The organism is Bradyrhizobium sp. CCBAU 051011, from assembly GCF_009930815.1.
Classification (GTDB): Bacteria; Pseudomonadota; Alphaproteobacteria; order Rhizobiales; family Xanthobacteraceae; genus Bradyrhizobium.
In genome coordinates, this window is the sequence record NZ_CP022222.1 from 1,852,747 (window position 1) to 1,869,772 (window position 17,026).

Below are 17,026 nucleotides of genomic sequence, written 5' to 3' on the forward strand. Positions count from 1 at the left end.
AACTGGCGAGATGCTGGTCACATCGCACGCCATGTTCTATCAACCGGGCATGATCAGAAAGCTTTGCCGGCGGGCTTTGGCGCTTGCCACCATTTTTATTGCGCCGCCGGCCTTCGCCTCGGACGAACTGCAGCGGCAAGAGCCCGATACCGTCATCTTCGCGATGATGTCCGGCAAGTGCGCTACGCTCAAGGTCGCGGGCCGGGATTTTGGCTGCCGGGCCGTGGCCTTCTTCCAGACCGAGGAAGGCAGGGCGAATTTTACCGTGGCGCTCGACGACCCCGGCGACGACAGCCACATCATCACGTTTTCCGGCGACAACGGGCGAAGGCCGGAGGCCAATCTGTACGAACTGCCGATCGACCGGATGCTGCTGAAATCCAAGGACCGGCCCAAGGCCGATGGCCTGCCGGTGCCGTCAGTCGAATCGACCGCCGGCCTCTGCAAGCAAGTCGGCAACTTCGTGACGCTGGAGCTTTCCTCCATCTCCTGCATTGCGGTCGACAGGAACGGCAAGAAGTACGAGCTGCAGTATCAGTCCGACGGCGCGCCGATGGCGGTGCGTCGCATCAAGCGGATGCGCGTCGGCAGTCCCGCGGTGTCGCCGTTCGACGACGCCAAATGAAAGGCCGCCGGCGGTAAACCGACGGCGGCCAGTGTCGATCCACGCATGGCTCGCGACTGCGCGGACAGCGTCAGGCTAGTTCGAAATTCCTCGTAAGGCGTGCAGGCTATCAGTCAAAGTCGAGCGATTGCCTTCATACCGGCTTTACCGTGAGCCACCGCGCTCGCGCCCGCTCCTCATCGGCAGAATCGAGCTCGCGATATCAAACGCGATCGCCCATCTCGGCTTTTCTTCCTCGTCGCCCGGCACGTTGATTTGAACGCCACCACCATCGCTGACAGTATCGGCCGCAGCCACTACGGCGGCTTCGAGGGCGGCGCCGCGCGAATCGTAGACGCCGCCGATCTTGACGTTATCCGCAAACACCGACCAGCCCAGCGGCGCCTTCACGACTTCGAACACCGATCGTTCCATTAGGTCTCCTGTATCGGCTTCACCGGTATCGCTTCCGCCCCTCGCCGACGCGGCGAATCCTGGCGAAGGAAGCGTGGTGCCGGGACGCCGGCTTGTCGCCGGCGGTGGCCTTGGTCCGCCACTCGAAAGCCCGCAACCCCGTCGGCAAATTCACCACCGGTGCCAGCGCGATTTCCTTCCGCACGGCATCGACAATCCGATCGAACTCAACTTCGCTCATTCGCACGCTCCATTGCGCCAGGCCGGCATTCTGCCGCCAGGACGATAAGAGGGGACCGCGCTGAGCACAGATCGCCATGCAAGTTTGTTGTTTGAAGGCTCGCCCGCGGTCGCTTCGATGGCAAAAAGAGGCCGAAATCGGGAAGGCTCGAATCGTTCCGTGCGAAACCAGTGGCTCCCGAGGAACCCGCCGGTGGCCCCCTTGGCCGAACTTGCCCCTTGCGTGCTAGATTCGGCCGCGAATCAGGAGGGTTTGCATGCCGGTAGACAGTGACAGCGCCATTGCGTGGCACCGCGCCCAGCTCAAGAAGCTTCGTGAGACCTTGAGGAACATCGAGACGACGAGGTTCATGGTGGGCGAGTCCGCCCAGGCAACCAGGACCGGCAAGACCCAGAAGACAGTTGCCGAGCTCGAACAGAAAATCCGGCAGTCGCAGCACATCATCGCCGCCTATGAGCGGCAGACCCGGCGGCCGCTTGCAACGGACCAGCGCAGCCTCGCCAGCGTGAGCTGGAGTAGTTGGACTGCCCAGACGGCGCACGGCCGTGGCAATTCGCGGTAAGCCTTCGCCAGCGTGAGTGCCGCCGGATTAACCGGCGGGTCTCGCACAAGGTTTCGAACCAGCGGTCACCCTTGGCGCGCAGAGAATGCGCCCACTCATTCGCGGCCGGCCGACGCGGTCGACCCCAACTCCATCCAGCGATGGCGCTTAGGGATGGTGCCCTCCCTTCGGCGGCCGCGGGCCCCCGACCCGAGAGCAATAGAGGAGATTCTCCCCGTCGTCGTCCCAAGCTTTGGTCTCAAGGACCGCCTTCCAGCCAAGCTTCGTTTCGTCAAGCTCCAGCACCCGTGGCTTGACCTCAATAAGCGGTGCGGTTTGCACCTCGATTTTCTCGATCTTCCAATCGTAGACCAGTGCGAGCGCGCCCGGCTGATGCGCCAGCCGCTCGAAGTAGAAGAACGGATCGATCCCGATAGAGATTTTCCCACGCAACCAACTTCCCGGTCGCACAGTTGCCGGGGGCTCCCCTTCCTGAAAGACGAGCACACCTACATCAATAACCCACCAATCATTCGCAACGTGGGTAACTCGGCCGACAATCTCGTCGTCAGCATCTCGGATGCGAATTAGGGCCGGAACCGTCTGGAGGTTCGACTCGAATATCTCCAGCGGCGCCGAGGCGTAAAACTCAAGGGCGAAAGCCGCCTTCATACCCCGTGCAAAATCGCCGTAGTTGCCGTCCTGGATTATCCATGAATGGAGCCCTACAACCAGGGTATCAGCCATCTGCACTCCGGCCTTGCTTGGGTCTAAGAACTTTCCTTGAGCTCCCGAGGCAAAAACCAGCTAAGGGCTCCCAAGAGCGAAACGGCGCCACCGCGGCCTTCATCCCGCGTTCTTCGTCATCTCTTTTTCTCTCGCCTTGGCCTTGCACGAAATCAAGAATGTAAACGCCCGCGCGTTGCGCGCGATGTCGGCCGTCTTCAGCTCGGCCCTGGCGTCGGAGATCTGATATGGCACCACGCTGTTGTCGAGAAAATCCCGTAAAGCGCCCATCTTGATGGCGAAGTTGATGTTCTCGGGAATGTTGCCGGTTGCCCGCGCGAACCTGAATGCATTCAGCTTGGCGGCGACGACGCCGACCACGTCGCCGCTCGAGGCCAGCAACGGTCCCCCGCTGTTGCCGGGCTGAACGGCCGCGCTGATCTGCAGAAAGCGCGTATCGTTCAGGATGCCGCTGAGCGAGCTCACGATCCCGGTCGTCACCGTGAAATCGGACGTCAGCAGTCCATGAAAGGGATAGCCGATCGCCACCACGCTGTCGCCGGACTGGATCGCCTTGTCGCGGATTTTGGTAACGTCCTTGAACGAGCCGGTCACCTGCAGCAGCGCCAGGTCGTTGGTCTCATCGCTCGACACCAGGCGCAGTTTGGCGGACGCCTCGCCGGACAGATTGCCCTGGATATCGCCGACGCAGCCCTGCACGACGTGGGCGTTGGTGACGAGGTGCCCGTTCGTGCTCACCAGGAAGCCGGTGCCGGTCTGGTCAAGCAGCCTGTCGGGCTTGGCCGGCGCAGCATCCGGCGCCGCCGCTGCGGCGATCGGCTTAGCCACGGGAAGGACCGAGAGATCGCCGGCACTGGCCAATCCCGACTGCTTGATCTTGGCAACACAGTTCGCCAGCACCGGCAAGAGCTGTCCGGTCTGGTCGAGGTTGAACTGGAAGAGCTGCCCCTGCGTATAGGCGGTCATGGCCTTCGCCCGCCGGAACTGGCCGATCAGCGAGGAATTGTTCGGCATCGGCACGCGAACCAGCTTGTCGGCGATCGGGATGCCATGAACGTTGAACGGTTGCTGGCCGTCGAATGTCAGGGTCAGCGGAAAGGCCTGCCCGGTCGTGAGCCGCCATTCTTCATGCATGAAGCCGAGGCTCCAGCCGCCGGTGTGATCGATCATCACCAGAAAATAGACGCCGCTGGCGTACGAAGCGCCTGCCGCACAGTGCGAGAACGATCCGGTCTGGTCGTTGGTGTAGGCCCCGCCCTTCCAGTTGCCGACGCTGATCGAACCATAGGGTCCGCGCGCATGCGCATTCGCACTGGCAAAAATCGTACACAACAAAGCTGCAACCGCAGCAGCACGGCATTTCATATGCATATTCCCCACATTCCCAGGGTGAGCATATTTATCTTTGCAACCGGAGTCTATTTGGACCGGCACGGGGGGGGCCGAAAATTCTCCCGCGGGGTAGCAGGAAAACAGGCTCGCCGTTGGTCACACACGGTGCGGCAGCGGCGGCCTGAAGCTCACTTCGTTAAGTTCTTTGCCGGATATTCTGCCTATCGTCCCGATCGTCGTAAGATCGAGACCGATTCGCGTCCGCCCGTCGCAAGGCGGCTCATCGCTTGGCAGGACAACGCATGGACTTGGCACACGGCGGAGGCAACTTCGAGAGGGCCGAGCTGCGTCCGCCTGCGGTCGTGCTGATCCCCGCCCTGGCGATGTCGTTTTACATTTGGCTGATTCTCGTCACGACCATTCCCTACCCGGGCAAGATCGGGCTCGACTACAATACCCTTGGCACCGACTGGATGGTGTTCTACGGCGCGATCCGCTCGGTGCTCGACGGCAATGCGCCGCTGATCTTCGATGGCGATCGCTTCACCGACTTCATCAACACCGCGTTTGCCGGCTGGCTCTCCGCGCCGCTGGAATTCCGGCCATGGGCCTATCCGCCGAGCTTTCTCTTGATCCTGCTGCCGTTTGCGCCGTTGGGTTTCTTCGGCTCCTATGTGGCATTTCAGATCGCGACCGCCGCCGCGCTGGCGGTAGCGCTGCGCGCGTCCGCGGCAAAGAGCCTGCCATCAGGCGCCCTGCTTGCAGCCGTGCTGATTTGCCCGGCATCTGCCATCAATGCGATCAACGGTCAGGCCGCCTTTCTGGTCGCAGCCCTGATTGTCGGCGGATTTTCCCTTCTCAAGCGGCGCCCTTACCTGGGCGGATTGGTGTTGGGACTGCTGACGTTCAAACCTCAATTCTGCGTCCTGGTTCCGATCGCACTCGTCGCCGCCGGGCAGTGGCGCGCGTTTTTGGCATCGGGCCTGTCTGCGCTCGCCATGATGATCGCGAGCGGACTGGTTTTCGGATGGGACCTGTGGCTGCGCTGGCTTCCCCTCATCCTCGAAAATCTCAACAGCCCGAACCCGAAATGGATCGAGTACGGCCGCATGTGGGGCCACAGCGTCTATACCTGTGCGGTTCTGCTCGGCGCGCCGCAACGGCTGGCGTCGTGGATTCAGCTGCTCGCTACGTTGGGCGCGGCCATATCCGTCGTCATCGCTTTCCGGTCGAGGTTGGGGATGCCGGAAAAGATCGCGGTTTTTCTCGCCGCCACCGTCCTCGCCGCGCCGCATTCCGGCGCCTATGATGGAACGCTATTGGTGATCGCTGCAGCCTTCTGGTTGATGGCCCGGGCCTCTTCCCTACCGCTGTGGTGCTGGACCCTGGCTTTCATGATCTGGCTGCTGCCGATGCTGAGCCCACCGCTGGTGTTCCCCGTGGGCCGGATCGCCCCGCTTTTGCCCGTGCTGCTGATCGTGCTTCTGCTTCGTCCCGCAGGCCCCGCGGAGAGCGTAAAAGCGCCGGTTCCTGCCGGATAGCTTTGCGCAGCCCTCTCTGGAACGATGGCACGGAAATGTCCAGCGGTAGCGACCAAACGCCCCGGTGCCGCCCTCTTTCCAGCCGATCATTTTGATGGATCGCGCCTGGCATCTTGCATACGGTAGGCGTCCCATTGCCCTGTCCATTCCGGGCGAACGCCGGAACCAGGAAGGCAAAAACAATCGCGCCGCCGACAGCGGACGCCAATTTGCAATAACCGGAGGAAAATGCCGTGAAGCCAAGAGTTGTCCGGTCCGCCCTGTTTACACTTCTGGCGGTCGTATCCGCCATGGCCGGCCAGGCGCAGGCCCAATCATGGCCGGAGAAACCGATCACCTTCATCGTGCCGTTCGCGGCCGGCGGCGGCACCGATGCCTTTGCCCGCCCGCTGGCGGCCCAGCTCGATACGCAACTGGGCAAGCGCGTGCTGATCGAGAACCGCGCCGGCGCCGGCGGCACGGTCGGCGCCTCCGCTGCGGCGAAGGCTGCTCCCGATGGCTACACCTTCTTCGTGGGCGCGGCGCATCACGCCATTGCCCCCTCGCTCTATCCCAGCCTCGATTACAATATCGAGAAGGATTTCATTGCGGTGGCGCTGATCGCGCGTCCGCCGCAGGTGGTTGTCGTCAATCCGGACAAGGTCGCCGCCAAGACGCTGGCCGAGTTCATCACCTATGCCAAAGCCAATCCCGGCAAGCTGAACTACGGCTCCGCCGGAGCCGGCACCACGCATCATCTCGCGGGTGAACTATTCAAGATTTTGACCAAGACCAACATCCAGCACGTCCCCTACCGCGGGGCTGGTCCCGCGATGCAGGATCTCATCGCTGGCCATGTGCCTGTTGTGTTCGACGGGCTCGGTTCGTCGGCAGGACCGGTCAGGGCCGGACAGCTCCGTGCCCTCGCCGTCGCCGCGCCAAAGCGGGTGCCAGCCTTCCCCGATCTTCCGACCGCCGCGGAAGCGGGTCTGGCCGGCTATGAAGTGTCGACCTGGTACGGCCTGTTCGCGCCGAAGAACACGCCGCCGGCGATCGTCGAACAGATGGTCAAGGAGTTGCAGAAAGCGATGCAGACTCCCGCCATCAAGGAGGCCTGGGAGCGCAATGGCTCCGATGTCCCCGACGTCGCTGGTCCTGCGTTCGCAAAAATGGTGTCCGCGGAAGTCGAGCGCTGGCGCAAGGTCGTGACCGAGGCGAACGTGAAGCTGGATTAGCCTGGCGGCCTGGGCGCGGCACCGCTTCATCACGCGTCGCCGCGCCAGGCTTGCTGACTAATTGCCGTGGCGTACGCCATAGCGCGTGAAGTCGTCGTCGATCCCGGCCTGGATCGTCCTTGCCGCGGAGATATCGGCATCGCCGCCGGTCTTGTCACCGCTCTTTAGCCTGGCGAGCCCGCGCCCGTAGAGCGCACTTGCCAGCTTCGGATCTACCCGCAGCGCCGAACTGAAATCATTGATCGCCGCATCTGCTTGCCCCATCTTCAGGCGGATCAATCCACGCGAGTCATAGGTGGCGGCGTCGTTCGGCCACGACTGCAGCACCTTGTTGCAGTCGTCGAGCGCTGCTTGCAACGAGCCGAGAATGGCCCGGGTCCAGCAGCGTCCGCTCCACGCGGCTTCCAGATTGGGCTCGAGGCGGATCGCCTCGTCGTAGTCCCGTGCGGCGCGATCGTACTCGTGCTTTTTCAGGTAGACCCTGGCACGGTTCGCGAAGGCCCTGCCGTAGTTCGGATTGAGCTTGATCGCCTGATCGAAAGATTTGATGGCGAGGTCGTATTCGCCTTTCGTCAGGTAAGCCGCGCCGCGGTTGTTGAAGGGCTTGGCATAAGTCGCATCGAGCTTGATCGATTGCTCGAAATCCAGCAGAGCGCGGTCAATGTCTCCGCTTGCCGTATGGGCATTGCCACGATTGTTATAGGCAATTGCAAGAGCCGTCGTCGTAGCTTGACCAGACTCGATGAGCGCCGTGCAGCCTTTGATGCGGATTGCAAACGACGTGCGATCCGAGCCGTTGCACAGCGCGATGTTCTCGATATAGTCGCTCTTCTTGGGGCTCTGCGCGGCAGCCAGAGACCCGAGCAGCAGCAAGGCAAGAGCCGACGCGAGGCCCTGGATGACGCGCCCGCTCGCACCGACTTTCATGTCAGACTCCCCGATCCTAGCACCAGCGAATGAGCAACCGTCGAAATGAGTTTCCGGACCTGGTTGGCCGACAATTCCCGCGCCGCGAACGGGCCTAGCACCCCCGGCATATGTTCAGATTTGATTTTGGAGGCGGCTTTTGATCGGGTTGCTGCGCCGCCGGTGCGCCGGGCTTTCGCGGGCCCTTGCTCTTGCCTTCTTCAATGAGGGTGGAAAATCTGACTGTCCCGTCATCCGAAATCTCGACGCGTGGCGTGGTGCCTCGAACACCCATGGTCGCGACCGGAGTGTCGATCTTCATGTCGCCGGTCTTCGCGACTTTACCTGCGATAAAGGTGAAGGTTCCCTTGGTCAGACTGAACACGGTCGAGTTGGATAGACTTTTTGGGTCGTACACGAACTCGTCCAAAGCCATGCGCGCATTGTTCGACAGATTGAAGGACGAGCCATCGGTGAAGTTGATGCCGACCCGGCCGTCGGCGCCGGTTGCAACGATATCGCCCTGATAGACGAGATCGCCCTCTTTCGCCTGACCAGCCGGACCTGAGGTGCTCGCCTGAACCACCACCGCATTCGCGCGTTCAATCGTGACCGAACCTGTGGCAACAACAACTTTTCCAATTGGTTTTGCCACGACATCCTGAACGGCGGGCCTGACTTGCGCGTGAGCTGGCGCGACGAAAAGCCCGCCTGTCGCCAGAACGGCGCCTGTCACCAATGCGGCAATCGCATGCGTGCACATGATCCCCCCTTCCTGAGAAGATCTTGTCTGAGATAACGCTCACGGGCTCTTTGAACGCCGGTCGGCAGCGACATTAAACCCGATGTCCGGGGAAGACATCATCTCTCCTTCGCTCGAAAGGATTACTCCTTTTGAGCCTAAAGCCTAATGCCCGTGGATTGGCTAACTTGAAGCAGGAACTCTCGGCTCCGGCCGCCCGGCCGGCAGCAGCGCGATTATTTGACTTCATGGGCCTCGACAAGGCCAGCCGTTGAAAATCGCACGGGGTAAGTTGCAAACGGGGTTGGGCCATGCTGGTCGGGTCCCACGCCGGGACTGGGGATGAACGTAAGGCCGCTGTGGCCCCGCCTCCCCGCATCGGCAACGTTCAGACTGCGGCCGGGTTCGGCACCCTCGAGGGCGCGCCCTGCGCCGCCGCTCAAGTCGCGGATGGTAATCTGCGAAGCCGGGCTCGTGCCGGCAGGTTTGGCATGCTGTGGCTCACGGCACTAACCTTCTTGTTTGGGAAGCAGGCCCAGGCTGCCGGTCCTGATGTCACGTTCCTTGACGACGGCAACATCACATACAAAGACCTCGAACATGGATCATTCGAGCTTGTCACCAAGGAGGCGATCCCTCGACACATCCTCGTTGACGATCCCGGACAGACCATCATTCTGCGTTCGCAAGGGTCCTCGGTCAGCGTAAGTCAGAGCACGAACTCGGCTGCGCGGATGGCTGAATTGCAGGCGGCCCAGCAGGATGCGCTCGCCACCTACGAGAAGGGACTGGGGTCGACGGGATCGAGCACGCCGCCTCCGCTCGAGCAGCTGCCGGTGCAACCGATCAATTTCATCCAGACTGATGACTCTCCCCCAGAGCAGGATGTGCCTGCTTTGCCCGCGGTGATCCTCGCATCGGCCCCGGAGATGATTATCGGGCAAATACCGCCACCACCGCCAACGCCGCCAACGCTGAATGCGGTGATCGGGCCGACCGAAATCGACACCAGCGTCTTTGACCTCTTCACCGCAACAAGCGGCACTTTCATTGCCAGCAGCCCCAACAGCGCGACACTGACCTTCGGCATCAGCGGGGGAACCGTCGGCAGCACCGTCATCGATGGCGTGACCTACAACGTGTCAAGGACTGGTCCCTACGGCACGCTTTACGTCGATAGCACCACCGGCGCCTATGCGTTCGTTCCGGACAATGACGCGATCAATGCGCTTGTTGCGCCGACCACCACGGATTTCACGATCACCGTTTTCGACGGGACGCTCTCGGCCGCGCAGCCCTTCACGATCGCCATCAACGGCACCAACGACGCGGCCATCATCGCGGGCGCCACCGATGGCACAGCGATCGAAGCCAGCGGTGTCGCCAGCACCGCGCTCGGCCCGCTGAGCGCCAGCGGGACGCTCACCAGCGCCGACGTCGACGACGCACCCAATACTTTCACGGTGGTTGACACTCCGACCGCGAGCGCGCGCGGCTTTGGCGCCTTCACGATGACGGCGGACGGCGTCTGGACCTACACGGTAGATGATTCCAACAGCGCGGTTCAGGCGCTCAATATCGGCGACACGCTGACCGACTCCTTCACGGTGACCACCATCGACGGCACTGCACAGGTGGTGACGCTCATCATCAAGGGCGCGAACGACGCAGCGGTCATTTCCGGCACCACGACCGGCTCCGTGACCGAGGACGATGGCTCCAAATGCGATCCACCTACAGCGACCGGCACACTCACCGTTACCGATGTCGATAACGCGTCCGGTTTTGTGGCAGTCAATTGTCCGACGGCCAGCGATGGCGGCTATGGCACCTTCACCATGACGGCGGACGGCGTGTGGACCTACACGCTCGACAACGCCGATTGCGCGGTGCAGGCACTCAATGTCGGAGACACGCTGACCGACACTTTCAAGGTGACCTCACTGGACGGCACCGTGCAGCTGGTGACGGTTACCATCAACGGCACCAATGACGCCGCCATCATTTGCGGAACCAAGGAGGGCTCGGTCATCGAGGCCGGAGGCGTGGCCAATTCCGCATCTTGCAAACCAACCGCGACCGGCACGCTCACCGATACTGACATCGACAACACACCGAACACCTTTACGACGATCGATACGCCGAAGGCGAGCGCGGGCGGCTATGGCACTTTCACCATGACGAAGGATGGCGTCTGGACCTATACGCTCGATAACAACAACTGCACCGTGCAGGCACTCAATTCCTGCGACACGTTGACGGACTGTTTTACGGTAACGACCATCGACGGCACGCCGCAGGTGGTGAAGATCACCATCAACGGCGCCAACGACGCTGCCGTCATTTGTGGCACCACGACCGGCTCGGTAACCGAAGCTGGCGCTTGCACATACGGTACGCCGATCGCGACCGGCACGCTCACCGATACCGACGTCGACAACACGCCCAATACCTTCACGGAGGTATGCAGACCCAAGGCGAGCGATGGCGGCTACGGCAGCTTCACGATGACGGCGGATGGCGTCTGGACCTACAAGCTCGACAACAACAATTGCGAGGTGCAGGCGCTCAACGACTGCGACACGCTGACCGACTGCTTTAAGGTGACCACTATCGATGGCACCGTGCAGGTGGTGACAATCACCATCAATGGCGCCGACGACTCGTTCCACTTCAAGGACAAGATATCCGACGTCAGCAGTTCGAATATCATCGACGTTGCAGAGGACAGCCCGGCGCCAATCAGCTCGCCCGAAAACGCTGCGGGAACCAGTGGCCAGCCAGCGATTTCAGAGGCAGCCCAAACAGCCGAGCCGTCTTCACAATGGTCCGACAGCTTTGCTTGGAACCAGCAAGGTAACGCCGTTACTACCTACGCGCCGCACGATCTGATCGTGTGACGGAGCTGCGCCGGTTTCAGCGCAGCGGCTTCACCCGGCACAGGACGCCCTACTTCGCTTCGCTCGCCTTGATGCCGGAGCTTTCGATGAGCTTTGCCACGCGTGGCAAGTCGTCGGCGAACAGGCGCGCATGCGCCTCGGGCGTCAACTCGTTGGCCGGGAATGGCAAGGTCCCGAGCTGCTTGAGTTTCTCCACAAGCTCCGGCTCCGACAGCGCACCGCGGAGCGCCGAATTCAGCGCATTGATGGTCTCCTTCGGCGTGCCCTTTGCCACGTAGAGCCCATGCCACATCGAGTAGCTGACCTCGGGCATGCCGAGCTCGGCGGTGGTCGGCACGTCCTTCAACTGTTCGAGACGTCCCGGCGACGTGATGGCGATGCCGTGCAGCGTTCCGGCCTGAATCTGCGGCAGCGCGTTGGTCACCTGATCCCACAGCAAATCGATCTGCCCTGCCAGCAGATCGGCGATCGCCGGAGCGGATCCGCGATAAGCCACGATCGTCGGCTTGAAGCCGAGCACGTTACCCATCATCACGGCACACAGGTGGCTATTGGTCCCGAGGCCGCCATGCGCGAAGTTCGCCTTGTCGCGTTGCGCCTTGATCCAGGCCACATGGTCCTTCGGGCCTTCGCCAGGGATCGACTTCCTTCCGATCAAAACCATCGGCGCATTGTTGACGAGGCCGACCGCCTCGAACGCGGTCTTGGTATCGTACCGCAAATTGGTGAACAGGCTGGGCGCCGCGAGCAGCGCGACGTGATTGATCAGGATCGTGGAGCCGTCAGGCGCCGAGCGCGCCACGCGATCGTTGGCTAGCGTGCTGCCGCCGCCGACGACGTTCTCGACGATGACGGTCTGGCCGAGCGTCCTCGACATCCGCTCGCCGATCAAGCGGGCGACCGTATCCGTGCCGCCGCCGGCCGCAAACGGCACTACCAGCGTCACCGTCTTCGCGGTTGATTGGGCATAGGCCTGCGGCGCAAGCGCCGCGATCAAGAGGCCAAGGCCGATAAGCGCGCTGTTACCAAACCGATTGATCACGATGGCGTCCTCCACAGTCTTGTTTGTTGTTATGGCGCATTCTTTTCGATGCGCACTCATTGGCGAAGCCCCCGCTGCTGGCAAGCAGCGTGACCCCGCATGACGTCAGATCATGCTGATTGCATTTCTACAAATCAACTGCAAAGCGAGTGTAATTCGCCCAGGCGAAGCGGCATTTGGTCCATCGCTACACCATCGATCCAGCATCGGGACGCCGGGCAGATCGGCGTGATAACATGTCCAGAAGGCGCAGATAGCATCGGGACGGATTTGAAATGAGCCAGCCTGCATATGTCGCAGTCGATTGGGGCACGAGCAGTTTTCGGCTTTGGCTCGTCGACCGGAGCGGCGACATCCTCGGGGAACGGCGCAGCCAGGAAGGCATGATAGCGGCGGGCAAGCTTGGCTTTCCGGCCGTGCTGCAATCGCATCTGGACGCCGTCGGCGCCGCGAATGGGCTGCCCGTTATCGTCTGCGGCATGGCCGGCGCCCGGCAGGGATGGGTTGAGGCCGGATACGTCGACACGCCGGCGCCGCTCGCATCGATCCTGAAGCAGGCCGTCGCGGTGCCGGGACAGGATCGCGACATCCGCATCCTTCCGGGCATCGCGCAACGAGACCCAAGGGCGCCCGATGTCATGCGGGGCGAGGAAACACAATTGCTCGGCGTCTTGGGCATGGACGCTGCGGGGGATGCGCTCGTCTGCATGCCGGGCACCCATTCGAAGTGGGTCAAAGCCAATGGAGCGACCGTCGAACGCTTCGCCACCTTCATGACCGGAGAGCTGTTCGACGTCATATCGCGCGAAACGATTCTGTCCCACGCGGTGGCCGGCGCTGATGAAGAGACGGAGTGTGAAGCCTTCCAGTCCGCCGTCACGCGCGCATTCGAGACGCCAGCGAACGCCGCCAACCTGCTGCTCCAGGTGCGATCGGGGCAACTCCTCTATGGCGGCACGCCATCCTCGGCCCGAGAGAAAATATCGGGCACCCTGATCGGTCTCGAATTGGCGGGCGGGCTCGCCGGAGGAGCGCCGAGGGCCGCGATTACGCTGGTGGCGTCAGGGAGGCTCCAGACGCTCTACCAATTGGCGTTTGACACGGTCGCCGTTCCCGTCAGATCAATCGGCGCCGAGGATGCGGTCCGTCGCGGTCTTTCGATGGCCGCTCAATCGATTTGGAATGTCTAGAGGATCAGTCGAATGCGCGTTATCCCATTTCCCCCGATGAAGCGTCCGCTGGTCGCGATCCTGCGTGGCGTGAAACCCGACGAGGCGGGCGACATCGTCAGCGCGCTGATCGACAGCGGCATGACGGCAATCGAGATTCCACTCAACTCGCCGGATCCGTTCCGCTCGATCGAGATCGCCGTCAAGAAGGCCCCTGCCGAAATCCTGGTTGGCGCGGGCACCGTGTTGACGCTGGACGATGTCGCGCGGCTCCACGACGTGGGCGGCCGGCTCCTGGTGAGCCCCAATGTCGATCCCGAAATCATTGCCGGCGCCCGGGCGCGCGGCATGGTCACGATGCCCGGCGTCTTTACCCCGACGGAGGCGTTGCTGGCCGCCAAAGCTGGCGCCTCAAGCCTCAAATTCTTTCCGGCGAGCGTGCTCGGCGCCGCCGGCATTACCGCCATCCGCGCCGTGCTCCCCCCGGACCTGATGATCGCCGCGGTGGGCGGCGTCTCCGACAAGAACTTCGCGGACTACACCAGGGCCGGCATTCTGGCGTTCGGCCTCGGCAGCAGCCTCTACAAGCCCGGCATGACGGCAGCGGAAGTAGCCGATCGCGCCAAGGCGACGATCAAGGCGTATGACGCGGCGATTCAGCAGGCGGGGTAGATCAACGAGAGAGCGCTGCGTTCCAGATAACCTTCAGGACCTGGGACGCAGATTTCAGCTATCGCAAGCGCTGAACGCCGATGGCTTTAGACGTACCGTCCACTTTCATCTTGTAGCCGCCGTCTGATGGATATATTTGAACCTTCGGCATGTAGGCGTAGATGTATTCGTAGTGATACTCTGTCTGCTGCCAGATTTGGCCGGTCATCAACTTCACTATCGTTTGACCCTCCCAGCCTTTGAAGTCTCCATCTACTTGTGTCTCGGCCACGCCTGTGCCGATGACCGGGCTTGCTCGGTCCGTACCTTGGGCAGCGCGATAACCCTGTCGGTACATTCTGATTAGCGCGCCACGCATTGCATCGCGTTTGTCGGGCGGCATCGTTGAGATGCCAAGCTTTGTTTGTTCTTCCTTGGTCAGCAACCGCTCCAGCTGCACGGCGTCTTGCGCCGTGGCGGATATGCCGCTGGCAATCCAGGCCCCGATGGCAAGAATTGCAACTTGCGTGCGCGACCGTGCGCCAGTTGTGTTCATTCGGCCATACGCGCAGTTCGAGGGGCGGTACGCGGCGAGATAATCTTGGATATCAAACGCCTGGGCAGATACTGGCGGAGAGAGTGGGATTCGAACCCACGGTACGGTTTCCCGCACACACGCTTTCCAAGCGTGCGCCTTAAGCCACTCGGCCATCTCTCCGGAGGCCCTCTCTTGAAGGGGCAGCACTGATTTTGCAAGGGACGCCGGCCACCACGGCTAAAATTTCCCCAATTCGTTGAATTTGTTTAGAAATTTTGCCCCTCTGCCCTCCGATGTCCGGGTCTTGAACCGGAATCCGGCCACGATCGATGACGATAAGTGACAGCGCAATTGGTGGAGGACGCACAATGATCGCACGGACGCTCTTGCTCTCGGCTCTGGTCGCAACTTTAGCGGCAGCGGCGGCCAGCCCGGCGCTGGCGCAGGCCTGCACCAAGCAGGGCGTGGACGTAACCTGCGACGACGGCCGGCGCGGCATCTTCGCGGGCGACTCCATCGTGTGGGCCGACGGCTCGAAATCGAGGCTGGCATCGCCGCATCCGAGCGTCATCATCGGCAACAAGTCGTCCGTCGTGATCGGCCCCGGCGTATTCGCCGGCAACGGCAAGGGCGGCTACGTGCCGATGGAAAATCCGAGCGCGCCGAGCAAGGCGCGCTGCCCGGTGCTGGATGGCGTGTCGTATTGTTATTGAGCGGGGCCTCGTCGGCCGAGCTCCGTTATCTTGATGCACGGCCGATATGCGGGCCATCGTCCTTCGAGACGCGCGCTATTGCGTGCTCCTCGCAATGGCGGGGAGACAGTTTCACAATCTCTCAGGATGGCAGATCGGCAGATCGAGTGCTAGCACTAGTGATACCGCGCACCGCCATTGGTGGCGGAGCGAACCGGCCATAGCGCGGGCTCCGTCATAACCGGCGCCAACTCGCTCTTGTCGAGCTGGCAGTCGTGCAGCGCTTCGGTGAAGTCGGCGAACCATTGCTGGATGGTATGGCTGCGCAACTTATCCATCATCGCTTCCCAGCGCATCCGCCGTTCGGTGAGCGGCATCGACAATGCGATGGCGATGGTGCGCGCCATGCCGTCGATATCGTGGGGATTGACCAGCAGTGCCGTATCGAGCTCGTTGGCGGCGCCGGCGAATTTCGACAGCACGAGCACGCCGGGGTCGACCGGGTTCTGGGCTGCGACATATTCCTTGGCGACGAGGTTCATGCCGTCCTGCAGCGGCGTCACCACGCCGACCTGCGCGGTGCGGTAGAGGCCCGCAAGCACGGCCTGGCCGTAACCCTTGTTGAGATAGCGGATCGGCGTCCAGTCGACCTCGCCATGCGCGCCGTTGACGTCGGTGACGAGCTTGGCAACCTCGCTCTGCAGATTGCCATAGGCCTCGATCGCGCCGCGCGAGGGCGTCGCGATCTGCAGCAGCGAGACGGTGCGCGCCAGCGACGGATGCAGCGTCCACATCCGGTCGAACGCCTTGATACGGTTGATCAGGCCCTTGGAATAGTCCAGCCGGTCGACGCCGATCGCAAGCTTCTCGCCGTTCAGGCTGCGCCGCAGCCGCGAGACATCCGGATGGGTCGACGCCTTCGTCGCCAACTGGGCGAACTGCTTCGGATCGATGCCGATCGGAAATACCGCGGCACGCGTCCGGCCGTAGCGCGAGATGATCACGCCGTCATGCACGACGAGGCCGAGGTCGGACTGCGCGTAGGACAGGAAGTTCTCGCAATCTTCCTCGGTCTGGAAACCGATCAGATCATAGGCCAGCATCGCCTCGATCAGTTCGCGATGATGCGGCACGCCTGATATCACCGCACGCGACGGCCACGGCGTGTGCAGGAAGAAGCCGATCGGCTCGGTGACGCCGAGATCGCGCAGTTCGGCGCCGAGCGCCAGGAAATGGTAATCCTGAACCCAGAACGCGGAATCGGTTTTCCGGAATCGCAGCAGCGCACGCGCCATGAAGGCGTTCACTTCGCGATAGCTGAGATAGTCCTCCTGCGAGGCGCGAATCAGGTCGGCGCGCGAATGCAGTGCCGGCCACAGCGCGGAATTCGCAAAGCCTTCGTAATAACCGCCGTAGTGCGCGGCCGGCAGATCCAGCATAGCCAGCGCGCCGGCGCCAAGCGCCTCGATTTCGGCAAATGGTTCCTTCTGGTTCCCGTCGCGGACCCTTCCGCTGGAACCAACCCAGATAGCGCCCGACTTCTCGACAATCGGCAATAACGCCGCCGCGAGGCCCCCCGTCATGGGTTCGTTGGGTTTTCCGCGGGAAACGCGGTTAGAAACGACGACGAGGTTCAAAGGTCCCCTCCCGTTGGTACGCTCGCGTTAACAACCGTTCATCAATATGGTTCCTGATCACCCTTTCAACGAATTGAAACCAAATTCGGGCTGCGGCGTGCCGGAACTCACCGGA

17 protein-coding genes and 1 tRNA gene are annotated in these 17,026 nt (G+C 62.2%); 8 read left to right on the forward strand and 10 right to left on the reverse strand.

From position 1 onward, the window contains the following. Nucleotides 1-10: 10 nt before the first annotated feature. Complete coding sequence (locus ACH79_RS08855) at nt 11-625, forward strand: hypothetical protein (protein WP_246738473.1); 615 nt, start codon at nt 11-13, stop codon at nt 623-625. 144 nt (nt 626-769) lie between these two features. Here ACH79_RS08855 and ACH79_RS08860 read toward each other — a convergent pair whose 3' ends face one another. Together ACH79_RS08860 and ACH79_RS08865 are read right to left on the reverse strand one after the other, a co-directional pair. Beyond that, nucleotides 770-1,039 carry a hypothetical protein gene (locus ACH79_RS08860; protein ID WP_161850677.1) on the reverse strand — a complete coding sequence of 90 codons (270 nt, stop codon included), beginning with the start codon at nt 1,037-1,039 and terminating at the stop codon, nt 770-772. A 19-nt stretch (nt 1,040-1,058) separates the two neighbouring features. Next, nucleotides 1,059-1,259, reverse strand: coding sequence for a hypothetical protein (locus ACH79_RS08865; RefSeq protein ID WP_161850678.1), 201 nt, complete (start codon nt 1,257-1,259; stop codon nt 1,059-1,061). 256 nt (nt 1,260-1,515) lie between these two features. Between ACH79_RS08865 and ACH79_RS08870 the strand changes: the two genes are divergently transcribed. Beyond that, complete coding sequence (locus ACH79_RS08870; RefSeq protein WP_161850679.1) at nt 1,516-1,821, forward strand: hypothetical protein; 306 nt, start codon at nt 1,516-1,518, stop codon at nt 1,819-1,821. Between the two features lie 147 nt (nt 1,822-1,968). Here the strand turns inward: ACH79_RS08870 and ACH79_RS08875 are convergent, their stop codons facing one another. After that, nucleotides 1,969-2,547, reverse strand: a complete 579-nt coding sequence (locus tag ACH79_RS08875) for a hypothetical protein (RefSeq protein WP_161850680.1) — start codon at nt 2,545-2,547, stop codon at nt 1,969-1,971. A 99-nt stretch (nt 2,548-2,646) separates the two neighbouring features. Further along, nucleotides 2,647-3,912: a S1C family serine protease gene (locus ACH79_RS08880; protein WP_161850681.1), complete on the reverse strand. Its 1,266-nt coding sequence runs from the start codon at nt 3,910-3,912 to the stop codon at nt 2,647-2,649. Nucleotides 3,913-4,181: 269 nt separating this feature from the next. On the opposite strand from ACH79_RS08880, the gene ACH79_RS08885 reads away from it, so the two are divergent. Both ACH79_RS08885 and ACH79_RS08890 read left to right on the forward strand, forming a co-directional pair. Further along, the gene (locus ACH79_RS08885) at nt 4,182-5,420 is read left to right on the forward strand and encodes a glycosyltransferase family 87 protein (RefSeq protein WP_161850682.1); all 1,239 of its coding nucleotides are present in this window, start codon (nt 4,182-4,184) and stop codon (nt 5,418-5,420) included. Nucleotides 5,421-5,653: 233 nt separating this feature from the next. Further along, a complete protein-coding gene (locus ACH79_RS08890; RefSeq protein ID WP_246738474.1) occupies nt 5,654-6,634 on the forward strand; it encodes a tripartite tricarboxylate transporter substrate binding protein in 981 nt (326 codons plus the stop codon). A 57-nt stretch (nt 6,635-6,691) separates the two neighbouring features. Here ACH79_RS08890 and ACH79_RS08895 read toward each other — a convergent pair whose 3' ends face one another. Next, nucleotides 6,692-7,561, reverse strand: a complete 870-nt coding sequence (locus ACH79_RS08895; RefSeq protein ID WP_161850683.1) for a tetratricopeptide repeat protein — start codon at nt 7,559-7,561, stop codon at nt 6,692-6,694. A 94-nt stretch (nt 7,562-7,655) separates the two neighbouring features. Continuing rightward, nucleotides 7,656-8,195, reverse strand: a complete 540-nt coding sequence (locus ACH79_RS08900; RefSeq protein WP_246738475.1) for a FecR domain-containing protein — start codon at nt 8,193-8,195, stop codon at nt 7,656-7,658. 578 nt (nt 8,196-8,773) lie between these two features. On the opposite strand from ACH79_RS08900, the gene ACH79_RS08905 reads away from it, so the two are divergent. Continuing rightward, nucleotides 8,774-11,182 carry a VCBS domain-containing protein gene (locus ACH79_RS08905; protein ID WP_246738476.1) on the forward strand — a complete coding sequence of 803 codons (2,409 nt, stop codon included), beginning with the start codon at nt 8,774-8,776 and terminating at the stop codon, nt 11,180-11,182. A 49-nt stretch (nt 11,183-11,231) separates the two neighbouring features. Here ACH79_RS08905 and ACH79_RS08910 read toward each other — a convergent pair whose 3' ends face one another. Then, a complete protein-coding gene (locus tag ACH79_RS08910; protein ID WP_161850686.1) occupies nt 11,232-12,224 on the reverse strand; it encodes a tripartite tricarboxylate transporter substrate binding protein in 993 nt (330 codons plus the stop codon). Between the two features lie 275 nt (nt 12,225-12,499). On the opposite strand from ACH79_RS08910, the gene ACH79_RS08915 reads away from it, so the two are divergent. Then, nucleotides 12,500-13,414, forward strand: a complete 915-nt coding sequence (locus ACH79_RS08915) for a 2-dehydro-3-deoxygalactonokinase (protein ID WP_161850687.1) — start codon at nt 12,500-12,502, stop codon at nt 13,412-13,414. 12 nt (nt 13,415-13,426) lie between these two features. Continuing rightward, complete coding sequence (locus tag ACH79_RS08920) at nt 13,427-14,065, forward strand: 2-dehydro-3-deoxy-6-phosphogalactonate aldolase (protein WP_161850688.1); 639 nt, start codon at nt 13,427-13,429, stop codon at nt 14,063-14,065. 58 nt (nt 14,066-14,123) lie between these two features. Here the strand turns inward: ACH79_RS08920 and ACH79_RS08925 are convergent, their stop codons facing one another. After that, a complete protein-coding gene (locus ACH79_RS08925) occupies nt 14,124-14,600 on the reverse strand; it encodes a hypothetical protein (protein WP_161850689.1) in 477 nt (158 codons plus the stop codon). A 72-nt stretch (nt 14,601-14,672) separates the two neighbouring features. Further along, a tRNA-Ser gene (locus tag ACH79_RS08930) sits at nt 14,673-14,762 on the reverse strand. A gap of 188 nt (nt 14,763-14,950) precedes the next feature. Here ACH79_RS08930 and ACH79_RS08935 point away from each other — a divergent pair. Next, nucleotides 14,951-15,295 carry a hypothetical protein gene (locus ACH79_RS08935; protein ID WP_161850690.1) on the forward strand — a complete coding sequence of 115 codons (345 nt, stop codon included), beginning with the start codon at nt 14,951-14,953 and terminating at the stop codon, nt 15,293-15,295. Nucleotides 15,296-15,450: 155 nt separating this feature from the next. Here the strand turns inward: ACH79_RS08935 and ACH79_RS08940 are convergent, their stop codons facing one another. After that, nucleotides 15,451-16,911, reverse strand: a complete 1,461-nt coding sequence (locus ACH79_RS08940) for a trehalose-6-phosphate synthase (protein ID WP_161850691.1) — start codon at nt 16,909-16,911, stop codon at nt 15,451-15,453. Nucleotides 16,912-17,026 lie beyond the last annotated feature (115 nt).

What these genes read in the sequence shown, in the direction of transcription:
- ACH79_RS08855 (WP_246738473.1), top strand. Translation starts at nt 11, where the DNA reads ATGCTGGTCACATCGCACGCCATGTTCTATCAACCGGGCATGATCAGA.
- ACH79_RS08860 (WP_161850677.1), bottom strand. Translation starts at nt 1,039, where the DNA reads ATGGAACGATCGGTGTTCGAAGTCGTGAAGGCGCCGCTGGGCTGGTCG.
- ACH79_RS08865 (WP_161850678.1), bottom strand. Translation starts at nt 1,259, where the DNA reads ATGAGCGAAGTTGAGTTCGATCGGATTGTCGATGCCGTGCGGAAGGAA.
- ACH79_RS08870 (WP_161850679.1), top strand. Translation starts at nt 1,516, where the DNA reads ATGCCGGTAGACAGTGACAGCGCCATTGCGTGGCACCGCGCCCAGCTC.
- ACH79_RS08875 (WP_161850680.1), bottom strand. Translation starts at nt 2,547, where the DNA reads ATGGCTGATACCCTGGTTGTAGGGCTCCATTCATGGATAATCCAGGAC.
- ACH79_RS08880 (WP_161850681.1), bottom strand. Translation starts at nt 3,912, where the DNA reads ATGAAATGCCGTGCTGCTGCGGTTGCAGCTTTGTTGTGTACGATTTTT.
- ACH79_RS08885 (WP_161850682.1), top strand. Translation starts at nt 4,182, where the DNA reads ATGGACTTGGCACACGGCGGAGGCAACTTCGAGAGGGCCGAGCTGCGT.
- ACH79_RS08895 (WP_161850683.1), bottom strand. Translation starts at nt 7,561, where the DNA reads ATGAAAGTCGGTGCGAGCGGGCGCGTCATCCAGGGCCTCGCGTCGGCT.
- ACH79_RS08905 (WP_246738476.1), top strand. Translation starts at nt 8,774, where the DNA reads ATGCTGTGGCTCACGGCACTAACCTTCTTGTTTGGGAAGCAGGCCCAG.
- ACH79_RS08915 (WP_161850687.1), top strand. Translation starts at nt 12,500, where the DNA reads ATGAGCCAGCCTGCATATGTCGCAGTCGATTGGGGCACGAGCAGTTTT.
- ACH79_RS08920 (WP_161850688.1), top strand. Translation starts at nt 13,427, where the DNA reads ATGCGCGTTATCCCATTTCCCCCGATGAAGCGTCCGCTGGTCGCGATC.
- ACH79_RS08925 (WP_161850689.1), bottom strand. Translation starts at nt 14,600, where the DNA reads ATGAACACAACTGGCGCACGGTCGCGCACGCAAGTTGCAATTCTTGCC.
- ACH79_RS08935 (WP_161850690.1), top strand. Translation starts at nt 14,951, where the DNA reads ATGATCGCACGGACGCTCTTGCTCTCGGCTCTGGTCGCAACTTTAGCG.